At 69.9% G+C, this 15,865-nt stretch carries 13 protein-coding genes; 1 reads left to right on the top strand and 12 read right to left on the bottom strand.

What is annotated here, in order from left to right; genetic code table 11:
- Window positions 1-12: 12 nt before the first annotated feature.
- Window positions 13-876, bottom strand: a complete 864-nt coding sequence (locus AACH06_RS22645; RefSeq protein ID WP_341428055.1) for an ROK family protein — start codon at window positions 874-876, stop codon at window positions 13-15.
- 211 nt (window positions 877-1,087) lie between these two features.
- Here AACH06_RS22645 and AACH06_RS22640 point away from each other — a divergent pair, with 211 nt between their 5' ends.
- Window positions 1,088-2,377: a tetratricopeptide repeat protein gene (locus tag AACH06_RS22640; protein WP_341428054.1), complete on the top strand. Its 1,290-nt coding sequence runs from the start codon at window positions 1,088-1,090 to the stop codon at window positions 2,375-2,377.
- A gap of 46 nt (window positions 2,378-2,423) precedes the next feature.
- Here AACH06_RS22640 and AACH06_RS22635 read toward each other — a convergent pair whose 3' ends face one another.
- The 11 genes from AACH06_RS22635 to AACH06_RS22585 form a co-directional block, all read right to left on the bottom strand.
- On the bottom strand, window positions 2,424-3,515 hold the full coding sequence (locus AACH06_RS22635) for an acyltransferase family protein (RefSeq protein WP_341428053.1): 1,092 nt from the start codon (window positions 3,513-3,515) through the stop codon (window positions 2,424-2,426).
- Between the two features lie 194 nt (window positions 3,516-3,709).
- Window positions 3,710-4,795, bottom strand: a complete 1,086-nt coding sequence (locus tag AACH06_RS22630) for an acyltransferase family protein (protein ID WP_341428052.1) — start codon at window positions 4,793-4,795, stop codon at window positions 3,710-3,712.
- Window positions 4,795-5,796: a glycoside hydrolase family 16 protein gene (locus tag AACH06_RS22625; protein ID WP_341428051.1), complete on the bottom strand. Its 1,002-nt coding sequence runs from the start codon at window positions 5,794-5,796 to the stop codon at window positions 4,795-4,797. The genes AACH06_RS22630 and AACH06_RS22625 overlap by 1 nt, the downstream gene beginning before the upstream one ends.
- A complete protein-coding gene (locus AACH06_RS22620; RefSeq protein ID WP_341428050.1) occupies window positions 5,793-7,121 on the bottom strand; it encodes an MFS transporter in 1,329 nt (442 codons plus the stop codon). The genes AACH06_RS22625 and AACH06_RS22620 overlap by 4 nt, the downstream gene beginning before the upstream one ends.
- A gap of 41 nt (window positions 7,122-7,162) precedes the next feature.
- On the bottom strand, window positions 7,163-8,659 hold the full coding sequence (nagZ, locus tag AACH06_RS22615; RefSeq protein ID WP_341428049.1) for a beta-N-acetylhexosaminidase: 1,497 nt from the start codon (window positions 8,657-8,659) through the stop codon (window positions 7,163-7,165).
- A 93-nt stretch (window positions 8,660-8,752) separates the two neighbouring features.
- Window positions 8,753-9,775 (bottom strand): SIS domain-containing protein, encoded by a 1,023-nt coding sequence (locus AACH06_RS22610; protein WP_341428048.1) that lies wholly within the window; start codon window positions 9,773-9,775, stop codon window positions 8,753-8,755.
- Window positions 9,756-10,880: an N-acetylglucosamine-6-phosphate deacetylase gene (gene nagA, locus AACH06_RS22605; RefSeq protein ID WP_341428047.1), complete on the bottom strand. Its 1,125-nt coding sequence runs from the start codon at window positions 10,878-10,880 to the stop codon at window positions 9,756-9,758. The genes AACH06_RS22610 and nagA overlap by 20 nt, the downstream gene beginning before the upstream one ends.
- Before the next feature lie 124 nt (window positions 10,881-11,004).
- Entirely contained in the window at window positions 11,005-11,748 is a 744-nt protein-coding gene (locus AACH06_RS22600; RefSeq protein ID WP_341428046.1) for a GntR family transcriptional regulator, read from the bottom strand.
- Window positions 11,745-12,623 carry a glucosamine kinase nucleotide-binding domain-containing protein gene (locus AACH06_RS22595; protein ID WP_341428045.1) on the bottom strand — a complete coding sequence of 293 codons (879 nt, stop codon included), beginning with the start codon at window positions 12,621-12,623 and terminating at the stop codon, window positions 11,745-11,747. Before AACH06_RS22595 ends, AACH06_RS22600 begins: the two co-directional genes overlap by 4 nt.
- A 243-nt stretch (window positions 12,624-12,866) precedes the next feature.
- A complete protein-coding gene (locus tag AACH06_RS22590; protein WP_341428044.1) occupies window positions 12,867-13,763 on the bottom strand; it encodes an urease accessory protein UreD in 897 nt (298 codons plus the stop codon).
- Complete coding sequence (locus AACH06_RS22585) at window positions 13,760-15,748, bottom strand: DUF1631 family protein (protein ID WP_341428043.1); 1,989 nt, start codon at window positions 15,746-15,748, stop codon at window positions 13,760-13,762. The genes AACH06_RS22590 and AACH06_RS22585 overlap by 4 nt, the downstream gene beginning before the upstream one ends.
- Between the last annotated feature and the right edge of the window lie 117 nt (window positions 15,749-15,865).

The raw sequence follows: 15,865 nt of genomic DNA, 5'->3' as shown, positions 1-15,865 counted from the left end.
CATCACGGGTGCTCAGGCCCGCGCCAGCCAGGCGGCCACGCCCAGCAGGCCGGCATCGGCGCCGAGCGCGGCCGGAACCAATTCGTGTCGACACAGGGGTGGAAGCGTTTGCATCGCTTGCTGCAGCCGATCGAGATAGCCCGGCCGCAGCCCGAGCCCGCCGCCGATGGCGCTGCGGGTGATGCCCAGCAGCACGGTCAGATCGGCCAGTTTGGCAGCCAGGATGGACACCGCTTGTTGCAATGCCGCGGCGGCAGCAGGGTGGCCGTTGTCGGCGGCATCGCACAGCGCGCTCGCGTTCGCCAGGCCCATCTCGCGGGCCGCCCTGTCCAGCGCGGTGCCCGAGGCCAGGTCTTCCATCGGCCGGCCGTCGGTGGTCAGCGTCTCGCCGAGCTCGGCTTCCAGCCCGTTGCGGGCTCGGTGCAGGCGCCCGTCCAGCACCAGACCGGCCCCCACGCCGGTGGAGACGGTGACGAAACAGAACTCGCTGCAGCCGCGACCGGCGCCGTGGCAATACTCGCCCCACGCGGCCGCGCGTGCGTCGTTGATCACGTGCACCGGCCGCTGGTGCAACTCACCCAGCCGAGCGGCCAGCGGATAGGCGTTCCACCCGGGCAGCCCCGCGTGGGCGGTGACACCGGGGCCCGCGACCACGCCAGCGATCGCCACGCCAATCGGCAAGGACGGCTCGGCTCGCCAGGGCGCGAGCAATTCATCCAGCGCGGCGACCACCGCGGGTGGGCCATGGCGTGCGGGTGTGCTGCGTTGGGCACGTTCGATGATGCGCCCGTCTTCGATGAGCGCGACGCGGCTGTGCGTGCCGCCGACATCCAGCGCAATCACCCGGCGCGAAGCCGGCCTCCCGAGGTGGTTCATCGGCCGATTGGACGAGGGCCCGTCATACTCGGGCAAGACGGCGAACTACCGCCTGTGTGGGGTAGTTCTACCGACAGCGCGCTGCTCAAGATTGCATGCCACTGTGTTACCACTTTTGCAGAGGTAAAGACTGTTTCTTGTCGAAAAGTGGTATCTTACTGGTATCTGTTTGGCGCCTTCGTTTCCACCCTTCACGGCTTCTTCACACGCCATGTCTTCCGTGTCTGCCCTTTCCCGTTCTTCTCTTCCTTCAGCCTCTGTGCTGGCCCGGCTGGTTTGCGCGGTGGCACTCAGTTGCGGCGCGTCGCTGCACGCGGCCGATCCTCAACCCGCTGCGGCGGCCGAGTCGGCGCGGCCGGCCATCGGCGCTGTGCTCAGCGATGCCCAGGCACTGGTCAACAGTGGCCAGGGCGCCGCGGCGACAGCCAAGCTGCAGGCGGTGGAATCGATGGGCCCCTTGAACGGCTACGAGGCCTACATGCTGCAACGCCTTCGAGCCGCAGCCGCCATGCAGGAGAACGATCTGACGCGGGCCCAGGCTGCCTTCGAAGCCGTGCTGGCCACGCAGCGCCTGGCGCCGGCCGAGCAGTGGCAGATCATGGCCTCGCTGGGGCAGACCCTGTACCGCGCGAAGGACTACGTCGCCTCCGCGAAATGGCTGCAGCGGTATGCCGAGGCCGGCGGCACCGATGCCGACGTGCTGGCCCTGCGGGCGCCCGCCTCCTATTTCGCGAAGGACTACGCCTCCGCCCGCACCTTGCTGGTCGCCAGCACGCAGGCCGATGCGGCGGCGTCACGCCCCACCTCGTTGACCACGTGGAAGCTGCTGGCCGGCTCGCAAAGGCAGCTCAACGATGACGCCGGCTATCGCCAGACCCTGCGCAAGATGGCCATCCAGTACCCGCAGCCTGCCATCTGGGCGGAACTGGTGCAGCGCGAACTCGGCGAGCCGAGCACGTGGCCCGAGCGTCAGTTGCTGGATGTGCAGCGTCTGCTGCGGGCGGCTGGTGCCTTGAGCGGTGCCGACCATGCCTTGAGCCTGGCGGCGCAGGCGCAGCAAGCCGGCTTCCCGGGTGAGGCGGTGAAGGTCCTGGACGAGGCGCTGGCCGCACCCGGCGTGACCGAAGCCCAAAAGGCCGAGCTGGCCAAGCAACGGTTGTTGGCGCAGCGCCAGGCCGAGGCGGACCGTCGCAACCGTGCGCGCGATGAAGCTGCCGCACGCCAGGCTCGTGATGGCCAGGGCCTGGTGTCGCTGGGCTGGGCCTGGGTCACCGAGGGGCAGACAGACACCGGACTGCCCTTGATCGCTCAAGGCTTGCAGCGCGGCGGGCTCACCCGCATCGACGAGGCCCGGCTGCACCACGGCATGGCGCTGGCCTTGGCCGGCCAGGCGGCCGAAGCGCGGCAGACCTTGTCGCAGGTGAAGGGCGACCCGGCCCTGGTGACGCTGGCCGGCCTGTGGGCCGATTTCGCCGAGCGCCGCACCACCGCACAGCCCTGAGCGGGCTGAGCCGAGCGATCGGCTCGGCCCGTCAAACACCGCCGCCTCAGATGCTCAGTCTGATGCGGCGGCTGTCCATCCACCACATCACCAGCCACCAGAACAGCACCTCGGACAGCGCGTACAGGTGTGAGACGACCTTGGCACCGAGTGCCGGGATGAGCGAGTCGAACAGGTGGCCGTACAGCCAGGCATGCAGCGGCGTGCCATCGAGCAGGCAGACCATCAGGATGCCGCCGGTGTAGGCCGTGATGGCGTTGACGCCGAAGCGGCGGCCCAAAGGGGGCACGCCGTATCGATCGACCAGCGTGTGCACCAGCGCCAGCGCCAAGGCCGAAAAGCCGCCTGAGAACAACGCGAAGGGCGGTGTCCAGATCGATTTGTTCATCGGCATCAGCGCCCAGTGCAGCACCAGGCCCGTCACGGCCAGGCCCAGGCCCACCTGCACGATGGGCGCCACCCGGCGGCGGCGCAGCCAATCGCCGCACAGCGTGCCCAGCACCGTGTTGCTCAAGGCTCCGAGGGTGCTGAGAAAGCCTTCCGGGTCGAAGCCGAGGCCGGTGGCCGGGTCGTAGTGCTGCGCGAAGTGGCCGAGCAGCAGCGCATCCACCCGCGACGGCAGGCTGTGGTCTCGGGTGAGATCGCCCCACCACAGCAGCAGGCCCCCATACACCGTGAGCAAGCCGGCGTACACCAGCCAGCGTGTGCGCGCCGCCAGGTGCAGATACAGCCAACCGCCGAGGCCGAAGCACAGCCCGATGCGCGGCAGGATGCCCATGGGCCGCCAGGGCACCGGATCGTTCGGTGAGGCCGGCAGCGACCACACCGCGATGGCCGCCAGCAGCCATCCCAGCGCCACGATGCGCAGCGAGCGCCACCACCAGCTGCGCTGCAGCGCCGTCGTGTCGGCGCGCTGGTCCAGCGTGGGGCCGCCGGCGAGCGACAGCGACACGCCCACGATGAACAGGAAGGTGGGAAAGACGAGATCGGTGGGCGTGCAGCCGTTCCAGGCGGCGTGGCCGAACGGGCCGAAGATGTGCGACCAGTCGCCGGGGTCGTTCACAAAGATCATCGTGGCCACCGTCAGGCCACGCAGCGCGTCGACCGAAACGAAGCGCTGGGAGGAAGAGGAATGCATGGGGCCGCAGGCGGGCGGATCCTGGCCTCAGGACGCCGGATTCTCAAGATTGCAGGGGCTGGCCGGCCGGGCTGGCTCAGCGGGGGAGAGATCATGTCCCGTCTGCCGCGGCCGGCACCATCCCACGACCGCAGGCTGGACGACGCGCCCAAGCCACGCCGGTGGCCGGCACCGCGTTTGGGCCGATCAGCCCTTCAAATGCTGATGCGGATCCGGCGGGCGTCCATCCAGCGCAGCACGCCCCACCAGAAGCCCACCTGCACCAGTGCCCATGCATGGGACGCTGCCTCGGGGCCCCCGAGGGGGCTGATCCAGCTGAAACCGGCGTCGAACAGGTGCTCGTGCAGCGATCGGCCTTGCCAAGACACCCCATACATGACGCAGGTCATCACCATGCTCCCGGCATAGGCGGTGATGGCGTTGACGCCGAATCGACGGCCGATGGGCGGGGCGCCACGCCGGTCGATGGCGGTGTGCAACGCCACCAGTGCCAGGGCGGCCACGCCGCCGGTGAAAAGCACGAAGGCGGGCGTCCACAGCGCCTTGTTCATCGGCTGCCAGGTGCTGAGTGCGACGCCGGCCAGGGCGGCGGTCACTCCGGCAGCCATGATCGAGCGGGACTCACGGCGCCGCAGCCAGTCGCCGCACAGCGTGCCCCACAGCGTGCTGGCGGCGGCGCCCAACGTGCTCAGCAGGCCTTCAGGCTCGTAGCCCAGGCCGGTGGCGGCGTCGTAGCGGTAGGACCAGGGCCCCAACAGGGCCACGTCCACGCGCGAGGGCAGGCTGCCATCTCGTCCGAGATCGCCACCGAGGGCCAGCAGCAGGCCGTAGCCGCCCAGCAACCCGGCCAGCGTGAGCCAACGCTGCCGCGACGACGTGTGCAGATACAGCCAGCCGACGAGGCCGAAGCACAGTGCGATGCGCTGCAACACCCCGAGCAGGCGCATGTGCTGGTCGAAGCTGAACGCGGTCAAGGCCGCCAGGCCCCACCCCAGCAGCAGGATGCGCAGGCTGCGCCACCACCAGGCGCGCTGCAGTCCGGTGACGTCGGCTGCTGCATCCAGCTTGGGGCCACCGGCCAGCGCGAGCGACACGCCCACGAGGAACAGAAAGGTCGGGAAGATGAGGTCGGTGGGGGTGCAGCCATGCCATTCGGCATGTTCGAACGGCCACCACAGGTGCGACCAGTCACCTGGGTCGTTGACGAAGATCATCATCGCGACCGTGAGGCCGCGCAGCGCGTCCACGCTGTCCAGCCGCGGTGAGGGCGGTCGGTTCATCAGAAGTTGCAGGGGCTGGCCAGCGGGGGCTCGGCGGGGGGCACCGAATCCTGCCGCTGGGTGCCGCTGCGCCGCCAGGCGGCCACCGCGTTGTCGACCTCGGCGGGCGAGAGCACCTCGTTGCGGGCGTGGAAGACCCAGTCCGCGTCCTGCTGGTACACGCGCGGCTCGGCGCTGGCGGGCAAGAGGCCGCCCGGCGAAAACCACAGGTTGAAGCTGATCGCCATCGGCACCACCGGGTGGTTGCGGCCGCTGTGCTCCGAGATCTGCAGCCCGTCGAGGAACCACCGCGTCCGTCCGATGGGCGGCGGCAGCACCTGCATGACCAGCGTGTGCCACTGATGGCCCAGCGCACCGAATTCCTCGTGCGGCTGGTTGAAGGCATGCCAAGGTTCGAGCCGCACCGTCTGCCAGGTGATGCCGTAGAGCCGGCTCTTGTCGCTGCCCCAACCGCCGTTGGCCAGGTACTCCCAGTCCATTTCGCTGAACTCGGGGTCGTAGTCGAAACGCAGCGGGCTCACCGCGTAGAAAGTCTGGATGACCGGATCGCCGTCCACGCCGGAGATGGGCTGGTCGGAAAACCGCACCCGGGCCGCGTAGGTGCCGGCGAGGTACTTGCGGGCGTGACAAAGCTGCGCTTGCACCGTGCCGGCGCCGGTGCCATCGGTGCGTGCCGTCAGGCGCAGCAGCCGGTTGCCGGCGGCGGCCTCGTCGTCCACCAGGCCGATCGCATCGGCACGCCAGGCGGCGCCTTCCACACCGGGGTAGCCGGGGCCGTGGCGCAAGGCCCAACCGCCGAGGCGGGCCAATTGCTCGGCGCTGTCGTAGCTGAAGTCGTCGAAAAAGCGCTGCGGCACGGCCGGGGGCGCTTGTCCAGCCGGGGCATCGGCCTTGCTCGCCTGCTCGGCCAGTGCGTTGCCGGCGCTCAGCAGCAGCGCCACGATGAGGCCGACGCTGTACAGCGCCAGGCCGGCCAGGGCCGCGGCGTGGCGCGGCTTCATGCCGCTGCTTCCGCGGTCTCGGGTGAGCCGGTGGCAGCCGATGCCGCGGCGTCGCGGCCCGGCAGCCGCACGAAGAACATCAGCACCAGCGCCGGCACGCCGCACAGGATCGTCCAGAGGAAGAAGCGCTCGTAGCCCATGGCGACCTGGATGTCGCCGCTGATCGTCTTCGAGAAGATGAAGCCCAGCTGCATCACGCCGGTGCCCAGCGCATAGTGGGCGGTCTGGTACTTGCCGGGTGCCACCGCCTGCATCAGGTACAGGATCATGCCGACGAAGCCGAAGCCATAGCCGAACATCTCCAGGCTCACCAGCGCGCCGATGAACGACAGGTCGCTCGGGTGCAGCACGGCCAGGGCGTAGAAGGTCATGTTCGGCACCGCCATCGCGATGATCAGCACCGGCATGGCGCGCTTGAGGCCGAGCCAGGCGGTGAAGTAGCCCCCCAGCACGCTGCCCACCAGGAAGGCCAGGGTGCCGGCGCTGCCGTACACCACGCCCACCTGTTCGGTGGTGAGGCCGAGCCCGCCCTTCTCTCGGGGTTCGATGAGGAACAGCGGGCCGATCGTCTGTACCTGGCCTTCGGCGAACCGGAACAGCACGATGAAGACGATCGCCAGCCAGATGCCGGGCTTTTGCAGGAAGTCGGCGATCACCTCGCCGAGCGTCTTCACCACACTGCTGGCAGAAAGATCGGCATGGCCCACGTTCAGTGCGCCGGGCAGGGCCCAGGCGTTGTAGGCCGCCAGCAGGCCGAGCGTGACGGCCAGCAGGCCGAAGATCGCCGACCAGGCCGGGGCGACGCCGATGGTCTTCTCGAGGTGACCCGCCAACACCAGAAGGCCGCCCAGCGTGAGGAACTTCGACGCGTTGAAGAAAGCGCCTTGCCACCCGGCATAGGCGGCTTGCAGCTTCGGGCTGAGGCTGGCCATGTAGAGGCCGTCGCAGGCGATGTCGTGCGTCGCCGAGGCATAGGCCAACAGGAACAGTACCCCGATGCAGGCCGCGAAGTAGAACGGCATCTGCATCGCCAGCGCCATCAGCGCGAGGCCGACAGCGCCGGTGAACTGCATCACCACCACGATCATCTTCTTGCTGCGCGCCAGTTCGAGGAACGGGCTCCACAAGGGCTTGAACGCCCAGGCCAGGCCGAGGATGCCCGTCCATCGCGCGATGCGGTCGTTCGGCTCGCCCATGTTCTTGAACATCAGGCCGGCGATCAGCATCACCACGAAGAATTGCAGGCCCTGCACGAAGTACAGGCTGGGCACCCAGGTGATGGGCGAGCGCTTCGGGGCTGCGGTGGCGGCGGTGTCGGTGGTCACGTTCGAACTCCGGGGGTACAGCGAGGAGGGCGGGCGCAGCGTCAGGCGTGCGGCGCCAAGGGCACGGGGGCGACGCCGGTGGCGCCGGCCTGGCCTTCGAGCCACGCCCGCAAGGCGGCGAGGGCGCCATCGGCATAGCCCCAGGTCACCACGGCCGGTGCGGCAATGTCGGCGACCTGGAAGGGATTCCACAGCGACAGGTGCAAATCGGGCCGCCAGCCGGCCATCGCGGCGCCGTAGCGCCGGCGGTGGTTCGAGACCAGCACGGTTCGGCGGCCGTCGCGAGGCAGGGTGCTGGGGTCGAACTGAGGCAGATCGGGCACGCACAGCAGCTCGATGTCGCGGTGGCCGGCGAACAGCGCCTCAACCTCTTCAGCGGCCAGGCCGGCTTCGCTGACGCCGTCGGTGTCGACACGGGCCTGGGTCAGCACGCGCAACGGCGTGTCCCGCCCCGGCGGCGTGGCGCCGCCCAGCGCGCACAGGCCTCGGGCCCAGGCTGCGTGCATCACCACATCGTCATCGGCTCGCCGGTCTGCGGGATAGGCCACGGCACCGGCCGGGAATCGGCGGGCCAGGCTGTCCAGCCGCAGCCGCGACGCTTGCATCGCCGCCGGGTCCAGGCGGCCATCATGGATCGCCGCGCCCACGGCCTCGATGGCGGCACGCTGATCCGCCAGCGTGCCTTGTGCCAGCGCCATGTCGGCCCCTGCTGCCAGGGTCATCACCGCGCCACGGGCGTGGCCGTAGCGGTCGTAGATGGCCTTCATCATCAGCGCATCGCTGATCACCACGCCGCGGTAGCCGATGGCCTCGCGAAGCAGCCCGGTGAGCACGCGGCGCGACAAGGTGGCCGGGTGCTCGGTGTCCAGCTGCGGGTAGACGATGTGGGCGGTCATCAACGCCGGCGCGTCGTCCTTCAAGGCCCGGAAGGGGATCAGCTCCAGCGCTTCGAGCTCATCGAGGCTCTTGTCCACGGTGGGCAAGGCGTGGTGCGAATCGACGTGCGTGTCGCCATGGCCGGGAAAGTGCTTCACGCAGCAGGCCACGCCTTCGGCCAGCGAGCCGGCCATCCAGGCGCCCGCCAGGCGAGCGACGCGGTGCGGGTCGGCGCCGAAGCTGCGCTCGGCGATCACCGGGTTGGCCGGGTTGTTGTTCACGTCCAGCACCGGCGCGAAGTTCCAGTTGATGCCCAGCCCGCGCAGGCCACGCGCCACGGCCGCGCCGATCTCCCGGGCCGCCATCTCGGCTTCCGCTGTGTTCTCGATGGCGCCCAGCGCCATCGCGGCGGGTGCCTGCGGCAAGAAAGTGGCGCGTGCGACCGATCCGCCCTCCTGGTCGATGCCGATCAGGGCCTGCGGGCCCAGCACCTCGCGCAGGTCCGACACCAATCGGCGCACTTCGTCCTCGGTGCCGAGGTTCTTGCGAAACAGGCAGACGGCGCGGATGTGGTGCTCGCGCAAGAAGGCCGCGGTCTCGGCCGACAGCGTCTTGCCTTCGATGTCCACCATGACCAGGTGGCCGGGCTGAAGCGTTTGCATGTCAGCCCCCCGCCTGTTGAGAAGCGGGCAGCTGCGTGCCCAGTCCGGCGACGGCGGCCTGATCGTGGAACGAGGTCTTGTCCATGGGCCGCCTCAGTGTGTCTTCGTGACCTTGGCGAGGTGCCGCGGCTGATCGGGATCGAGCCCGCGGGCGCGCGCCAGGGCCTCGACCATGGGGTAGAAGCTCTGCACGGCGGCGATCGGGTCCAGGTCTTCATGGGCGGTCTGGGCGAGCGGCAGCTCGGCGCCCGGCGTGCCCAGCGGCGCGGCCAGCAGCACCCGCGCACCGCGCTCGCGCATCTCGGCCGCCAGCGCGATCAGGCCAGCCTGGGCGGGGCCGCGGGGTGCGAACACCAGCAGCGGGTAGCCCTCTTCGACCAGCGCCATCGGGCCATGCTTGACCTCGGCGCCCGAGAAGGCCTCGGCCTGGATGTTGCAGGTCTCCTTGAACTTCAACGCGGCTTCCATCGCGATCGCGAGGCCCGTGCCGCGGCCGATCACGAACAGGCGATTGGCGCCGCGCAGGGCTTCGACGCCGCTCGTCCAGTCGCAATCGAGCGCCTGGGCCAATGACAGCGGCAGCTGATGCAGCGCCGCGAGCAGGGCCTGGTCTTCACGCCAGCCGGCCACGATGCGGGCACCCGCGACCAGCTGCGCGATGTAGCTCTTGGTCGCTGCCACGCTGCGCTCGGGGCCGGCGTGCAATGGCAGCACCCACTGCGCCGCTTCGGCCAGCGGAGAGTCGGGTTGGTTGACGATCGCGACCGTGCGGGCGCCGCCGCTGCGGAAGAAACGGGTCGGCGAGACCAGGTCGGGGCTTTGGCCCGACTGCGAAAAGGCCAACGACACCAGGCCTTCGCAGCGCATCTGCGATTGGTACAGCGTCACCACCGACATCGGCAACGAGGTCACCAGCCGGCCCAGCCGCGCCATCACCAGATAGGCCATGTAGTGGGCCGCGTGGTCCGAGCTGCCGCGGGCCACGGTCAGCACGCTTTGCGGCGGGGTGTCGCGCAGGCCCTGCGTCAAAGCGGCATAGGCGTCGGCGTCGGCTTCCAGCTGGCGAGCGACGGCCTGGGGGGCCTCGCGGCTTTCCTCAAGCATCCGGGTGGTCAATGGTCTCTCCTTCGATGACGACGCGTTGCAATTGCAGCGCGGGGTCGAACACAACGATGTCGGCGGCGGCGCCGACGGTGAGGCGGCCGTGCCCGGCCAGGCCGAGGTAGTCGGCCGCGTGGGTGGCCGTGCGCGCCGAGGCTTCGGCCACCGACAGGCCGAGGCTGACGAAATTGCGCAGGGCCTGGTCCATGGTGAGCGCGCTGCCGGCGAGCGTGCCGTCATCCAGCCGCACGCCGCCCAGGCACTTGAAGACCTTGTGGCGGCCCAGGTGGTACTCGCCATCGGGCATGCCGGTGGCAGCGGTCGAATCGGTGACGCCGTACAGCTTCGGGATCGATCGCAGCGCGACCTTCAAGGCGCCCGGGTGCACGTGCAGCAGATCGGGGATCACCTCGGCGTATTCGGCGTGCGCCAGCGCAGCGCCCGTCATGCCGGGGTCGCGATGGTGCAGGCCGGTCATCGCATTGAAGAGGTGGGTGAAGCCACCCGCCCCGGCCTTCAGCGCGGCCACGCCGTCTTCGTAGCAGCCCGCGCTGTGGCCCAGTTGCACGCGGAAGCCCTCACGCACCAGCTGGGCGATCAGTTCGATGTGGCCTTTGAGCTCGGGGGCGACGGTGATCAGGCGGATGGGTGCCAGCGCATGCAGCGCGCGCACTTCGTCCAGCGAAGCTTCGCGGGCGTAGTCTGGCTGGGCGCCCAGCTTGCCCGGGTTGATGTACGGCCCTTCCAGGTGCACGCCGAGCACCCGCGTTGCCTGCGAGGGCCGCTCGCGGCACACCGCGCCCATGGCCTCGAAGGCGCGAAGGATGTCTTCGGCGGGAGCGGTCATCGTCGTGGCCAGCATCGAGGTGGTGCCGTGCCGCGCATGGGTGCGGGCGATGTGCTTCACCGCTTCGCCAGCGTCCATCGTGTCGTGGCCACCGCCGCCATGCACGTGCAGGTCGATGAAGCCCGGCAGCACGATCGGTGCGCCGCTGGCCCGCGCGGTGGCCTCGTCGACCGGCTCTGCGTTGATGGCGGCGATGCGGCCGTGCTCGTGCTGCAACTCACCGAGCCGCCAGCCCGAGGGCGTGAGGATCGCGCCTTGAATCGAATGTCTCATCTCATTCCTGTTGGTGGCGCTCCGAAGGCGCGGCCACGCTCCCAGCCGTTCGCATGGCGTAAGGCTCCGTCGGTCCGCTGCCAGCGCCCGTGCGGGGCGCTGCGACCGGCGGGAGCTCGGGGGCTCATGGTTCCCGGCGCATTTCGGCGACGAACCCGTAGTACTCGCTGCGGCAGTAGGACTGCGTCAACTCCACGGGCTGGCCGGTCTCGAGGTAGCCCACGCGGCTGATGTGCAGCACGGCCTGGCCGGTCGGCACATTCAGGCGCTGCGCGAGCGTGGCATCGGCATTGAGGGCACGCAGGTGCTGCAGGGCGCGCACCGGCGCTTTGCCAGTGTGTTCAAGGTGGGCGTAGAGCGACGCTTCCACGGCACCAGGGTCGGGCAGGATCTGCTCCGGCAGCACGCTCACCTCGTAGGCCATGACCACGTCATCGGCCAGGCGAAGTCGCTCCAGCCGGGCCACGCGTGCGCCGGTCGACAAGCCCAGCGTCAACTGCTCGTCGGGAGAGACGGCCGTCAGCGCCCGCTTGAGCCAGCGCGACGAAGGGCGGAAGCCCCGCTGCTGCAGTTCTTCGGAGAAGCTCGTCAGCCGCGTCAAGGGTTGCTCCAGCTTCGGCGCGATGTAGTTGCCCGAGCCGCGTTTGCGCACCACCAGGCCCTGGCCCACGAGTTGATCGATCGCCTTGCGCGCGGTCACGCGCGACAGGCCCAGCGATTCGCTCAGCATGCGCTCGGAGGGCAGGGCTTCGTCGGCCTGGTAGCGACCGGCACGGATGGCCTGCGCGATCTTCTGCGACAGCTGCACATACAGCGGGACGGTGGTCCGTTCGTCCGGTTTGAGCTCGAAGGGCAAGCCGTTGATCATGGGGCCTCCGCCAGCTTCAGACGCAGCAGGTGGAGCGCCCCGTCGGCGGCGTCCCCGCGGGGTTCACGACAGCGTTGTCGCAGAACGCTGGGCAATCGGTTTTGAAGCCGCTTGGCCACGCTGCCGCTGCAGACCACCGGCAGCTTTTCCTGGGGATCGAGCGCATGCACCAGCGCGTCGAGTGCGAGCACCGAGGCGTCGAGCAGCGCGGCGGCTTGCGCATCGGTTTCGGCATGGTCGAAGACCAGCGGGGCGAGGCCTGCGTAGGCGGTCTGGTTGGCGCGCGCACACCAGTTGAGCATGCTGTCGGCGTCGTGGCCGGTGGCGCGGCACACCGCTTCGGAGAGCGGGCCGGGGGTGGCCCGGCCATCGATCGTCTGCTGGGCGAGGCGGACGGCCTCGAGGCCGAGCCAGGCGCCACCGCCTTCGTCGCCGATCGGGAAACCCCAGCCGCCGGCGATGCGCCGCGTGCCGTCGGGCCGCCACACTTCGGCGACGCTGCCGGTGCCTGCAATCAGGACCAGGCCGGGTTCACCGGCATGGGCGCCCACCAGGGCGGTGAAGCTGTCGGTGTCGACCACCAGGGTCGAAAAGCCAGGGTTTGCGGCCCGAAAGGCGGCCGCCTGCTCGGGGGCATTGACGCCCGCCAGCCCGGCGCCGAGCGCGCAGTCTTGCCAGCGGGGCGTGGGCAGGGCCGCGGCGGCGAAGGCCCGTTCGACCGCCTGCAAGATCTGCAGCCAGGCACCAGGCACCCCGTGCGACAGGCTGGACGGCCCGGCATTGCCTTGGCCGAGCACCTGTCCGCGGGTGTCGCACAAACGGGCGCGCGTGCCGGTGCCGCCGCCGTCCACGCCGATGAGAAAGCTCAGGGTCACGGGTGAATTCCTGCTGATGGGAGCAGATTCAGTGAATTGGTCTGATACCAGTATAGTACCAGACCATCCGCTGGTCAACGACGCGAGCCTAATTGAGCTTAGTGAGATTTCGTAGATGGGCGATGCCCTAGCGGCCTTGGTATTAATACCAATTAGAGACCATATGGGGCCAGTGGCACCCGGGGCGCCAGACCGGTCGCTGGCGGGCGTTCACCAGGCGTTCACCCGGTGTTCAATTCGCGTTCAAGTCCGCCAGATCCGTGGCGGCTCGGGGGCCAGCTTCCAGCCCAGCTCGCGCCAGCGGTCGCGCACCTGTCGCCACAACCCGAACACCGGTTCGACCCGGTCCGCCAGCACCCGGGCGACGACAAGACGGCCATCGATGGCGCTGACGCCAGCTCGGGCTGCGAGCGTGGGGTGGTCGGCGAAGCATTGCCGAGCGGCGTCGAGCCACGCTTCGCGGTCGGCGCTGGTCAAGGCCGTGCCGCTGGCCCACCACAAGGTGCCGATCACGCTCTGCCCGGCCAAGCCGAGCGGCGAGCGCATCAAGGCGTGGTCGTCGGCCGCGATCCGGCCTCTCTCCAGCCAGACACCGGGCCATTCGACGCGCTGCTCGATCGCGCCGCTGTCAAAACGTTGGTCCGCCGCAGGCAGGCCGAGGGCCAGCATGTCCCACCCGATCATCTGGGCGCCGGGCGCCAGGCTCATCTGCAGGTGGTTGTGGGCCAGGCAGCCGCGGTAGGCGATGGTTTCCAGCGGCAGCCATTCCAGGCGGGCACCTTCGTCCAGCCGCAGCGACACGCGTTGGGTGGCGGGGGCTCCGGCGCTTCGGTAGAAGCGGGCGGCGCCGGGGGTGGTCATCACGGCGTGGCTGCCGGAGGCCAGCGACAGGTCGATCTGCAACTCGTCGCCGCCGACCAGCCCGCCGGGCGGGTGCACCATCACGTGGTGGCAGATGCCAGGGCCTTCGGGATACAGGCGCTGCAGCACCCGCAACGGGCCTTCATGCACGTCGTGCGAGATGGTGCGTTCGCCGTCGCGGCGGTAGTCGATCGCGAGCCGTCCGCGCCAACCCCGGCCCGGCACGGCGGGGGCGTCGGACGCGGTATCGGTGGGGGCGGGCTGTCGGGTGGCGCTCATTCCAGCGCCATCGGCAGGGTGTCGACCGCCTGCCGCAGCCACTGCCCGCGCGCCATCGTCGTGGCCAACCCTTCGAGCCGCATCCGGCCCAGCACCCGCCGGCTGGTGCAGAAGGCCAGACCCGTGGAGTTGCCGAAAGCGAAGTAGGTGCCGTTGTCGTTGCGCCAATTCAGGCGCAGGGTGGCCCACTGGCCCTGGCGCTGGATGCGGCAGATGTCGCCGGTGGCCAAACCATCCAGCCAGGACTCGCAGTCGCGCATCGAGCGCTCGTCCGGATTGTGGGCGTCCAGGGCGATCGGCACGGTGGCGAGCTCGTGGTGGCTGGGCCAGTCGGCCTGTTCGTCGATGGCCGGTGTTTCTTCCGGCTCGTCCAGCAGGGCGCTGATCTCGGTATCCGGCACCGGCCGTGGCCAGGTGGCCAGCGACCGGCGCAAATCCAGCACATGCTGCTGCACCCGGTCGCCCGGCATCTGGGCCACCTGCAGCAGCCCGTCTTCGGCCTCCATCCGCAGGCAATCCATTTCGGCGCGGCCCAGCGGCGCGCGTCGCCGGTAGCTGCCGCCGTTGATGAAGGACTCGACCGCGCCCAGCACGCGCTGGGTCAAGGGGGCCTCTTCGCCTTGCTCGGCCATCGCCTTGACCAGCACCTGCAACCACGGCCCGAGCAGGAACTGACGCACCTCCGGCAGCACCGGGTCATCGCGCAGCCGGGCCGCCATCTGCGCCCGCATCATGGGCTCGAGCGCGAGGCGTTGGCGCTCCGCCGCGACGGCGGCCGCGGTGGGCGAGGCGTGCAGCGGGGCCGTCGATGTGCTGAGCTTCAGTGGTGTGGTGGGAGCGACAGTCGATGTGGCCGTGGTCGCCCCCGTGTGCCCATGCACATCGGCCACCTGGTGGGCCTCGGCTTCGGCTTCGGCCAGGGCCTGTGAATATCGCTCCACCGGCATCGGCTGCACGGCCGCTTCGAGGCGGGCGATGATCGGCTCGAGCCGCAGGTGCAGGGGCAACTGCAGGCTGCCTGGGGTGGCTTGGGTGTCCAGTTGGCCGAGTGAGGCCAGGCGGTCGATCAGGCGCCACAACGGGTTGTCGACCGAATCGAGCAGTCGCTGGTCTTCGGCCACGCTGCGGGCCACTGGCACGGCCAAGCGGTTCATCAGCGCCTGCATGCCGCTGCTGAGGCCGGCTTCGCCCGCCACCTGGGCCAGCAGGGCCGGGATCTGGTTGGTGGCCACGCCAACCGCGTCTGCCGCACGAGAGGCCGCGACCTCGCGGCCCGCCGAACCAGCGGCAGCGCGTGCGGCCGGCTCGCGGCGGATGGTGAAGCGTGCGGGCTGCAGGCCCCACTCACCCAGCAGTGCGGCATGCTGCTGGTACAGATCGGCCAGCCCGCGGGCCAGCGGCTCGGCCACCGAGCGCAGGGCGGCCAGCCGCATCGGGCCGTCCAGGCCGGCTTCGTGCAAGGTCGCGCACAGCGCCCCCACCACCTTCTCCGGCCCCAACGGGAACGCATCGTCCTGCGGCGGGCCCGAGGTCGAACCGCTGGCCAGCCGGCTGCGCAGGTCGCGCAGCGACCATTCGGCGGCACCTTCGATGGCCTGTACGACGCGGGTGGACTCGATGTCCTCGTCGACATCGTCATCCGACATCAGGCTCAAGCCGCTGGGCACGTTGAAGCCGCTGGCGAGGAAAGGCATGGGCGCGGTGGCCGGCGGGGCCTGGGGCGTCACGGGCCGGCTCAGGTGGGCCATCCAGGCCGGGGCCAGGCGCGGCAGCTCTTGACGGGCCTGGCGCTGCGCCGGTGTCAGCCAGAGCTGGTTGGCTTTGCCGCCGGTCTCGCTGCTGGCCTCGCGGCAGACCTGTGTCAGCAGGGCGGCGGCGTCGGACTGGCACTGGTCCAGGTAGCGCCGCAGCAGCGTGGCCTGCTCAGCAGAAGCAGACGAGGGATCGCGGGCGTCGGAGGCACCGGACGGTGGGGCAAGGCTCATGGGCGCAAGGTCGTCGTCGACGTCGTGAGGGTACAGCCAGGCGAAGGCGCGCGTCGATTGTCACCGGCGCATGGCGGCCGGATGTGGCGCTGGTGTTTCTGACGGCGAGCGGGCCTG

Source organism: Ideonella lacteola (assembly GCF_038066555.1).
GTDB classification, from domain to species: Bacteria; Pseudomonadota; Gammaproteobacteria; order Burkholderiales; family Burkholderiaceae_C; genus Ideonella; species Ideonella lacteola.
This window is presented reverse-complemented; position numbering and strand designations above follow the sequence as displayed.

Bases quoted from the DNA above. Each gene is read 5' to 3' on its own strand.
- AACH06_RS22590 (WP_341428044.1), bottom strand. From the start codon at position 13,763: ATGAGCGCCACCCGACAGCCCGCCCCCACCGATACCGCGTCCGACGCC.
- AACH06_RS22625 (WP_341428051.1), bottom strand. From the start codon at position 5,796: ATGAAGCCGCGCCACGCCGCGGCCCTGGCCGGCCTGGCGCTGTACAGC.
- AACH06_RS22630 (WP_341428052.1), bottom strand. From the start codon at position 4,795: ATGAACCGACCGCCCTCACCGCGGCTGGACAGCGTGGACGCGCTGCGC.
- nagA (WP_341428047.1), bottom strand. From the start codon at position 10,880: ATGAGACATTCGATTCAAGGCGCGATCCTCACGCCCTCGGGCTGGCGG.
- AACH06_RS22585 (WP_341428043.1), bottom strand. From the start codon at position 15,748: ATGAGCCTTGCCCCACCGTCCGGTGCCTCCGACGCCCGCGATCCCTCG.
- nagZ (WP_341428049.1), bottom strand. From the start codon at position 8,659: ATGCAAACGCTTCAGCCCGGCCACCTGGTCATGGTGGACATCGAAGGC.
- AACH06_RS22600 (WP_341428046.1), bottom strand. From the start codon at position 11,748: ATGATCAACGGCTTGCCCTTCGAGCTCAAACCGGACGAACGGACCACC.
- AACH06_RS22640 (WP_341428054.1), top strand. From the start codon at position 1,088: ATGTCTTCCGTGTCTGCCCTTTCCCGTTCTTCTCTTCCTTCAGCCTCT.
- AACH06_RS22645 (WP_341428055.1), bottom strand. From the start codon at position 876: ATGAACCACCTCGGGAGGCCGGCTTCGCGCCGGGTGATTGCGCTGGAT.
- AACH06_RS22635 (WP_341428053.1), bottom strand. From the start codon at position 3,515: ATGCATTCCTCTTCCTCCCAGCGCTTCGTTTCGGTCGACGCGCTGCGT.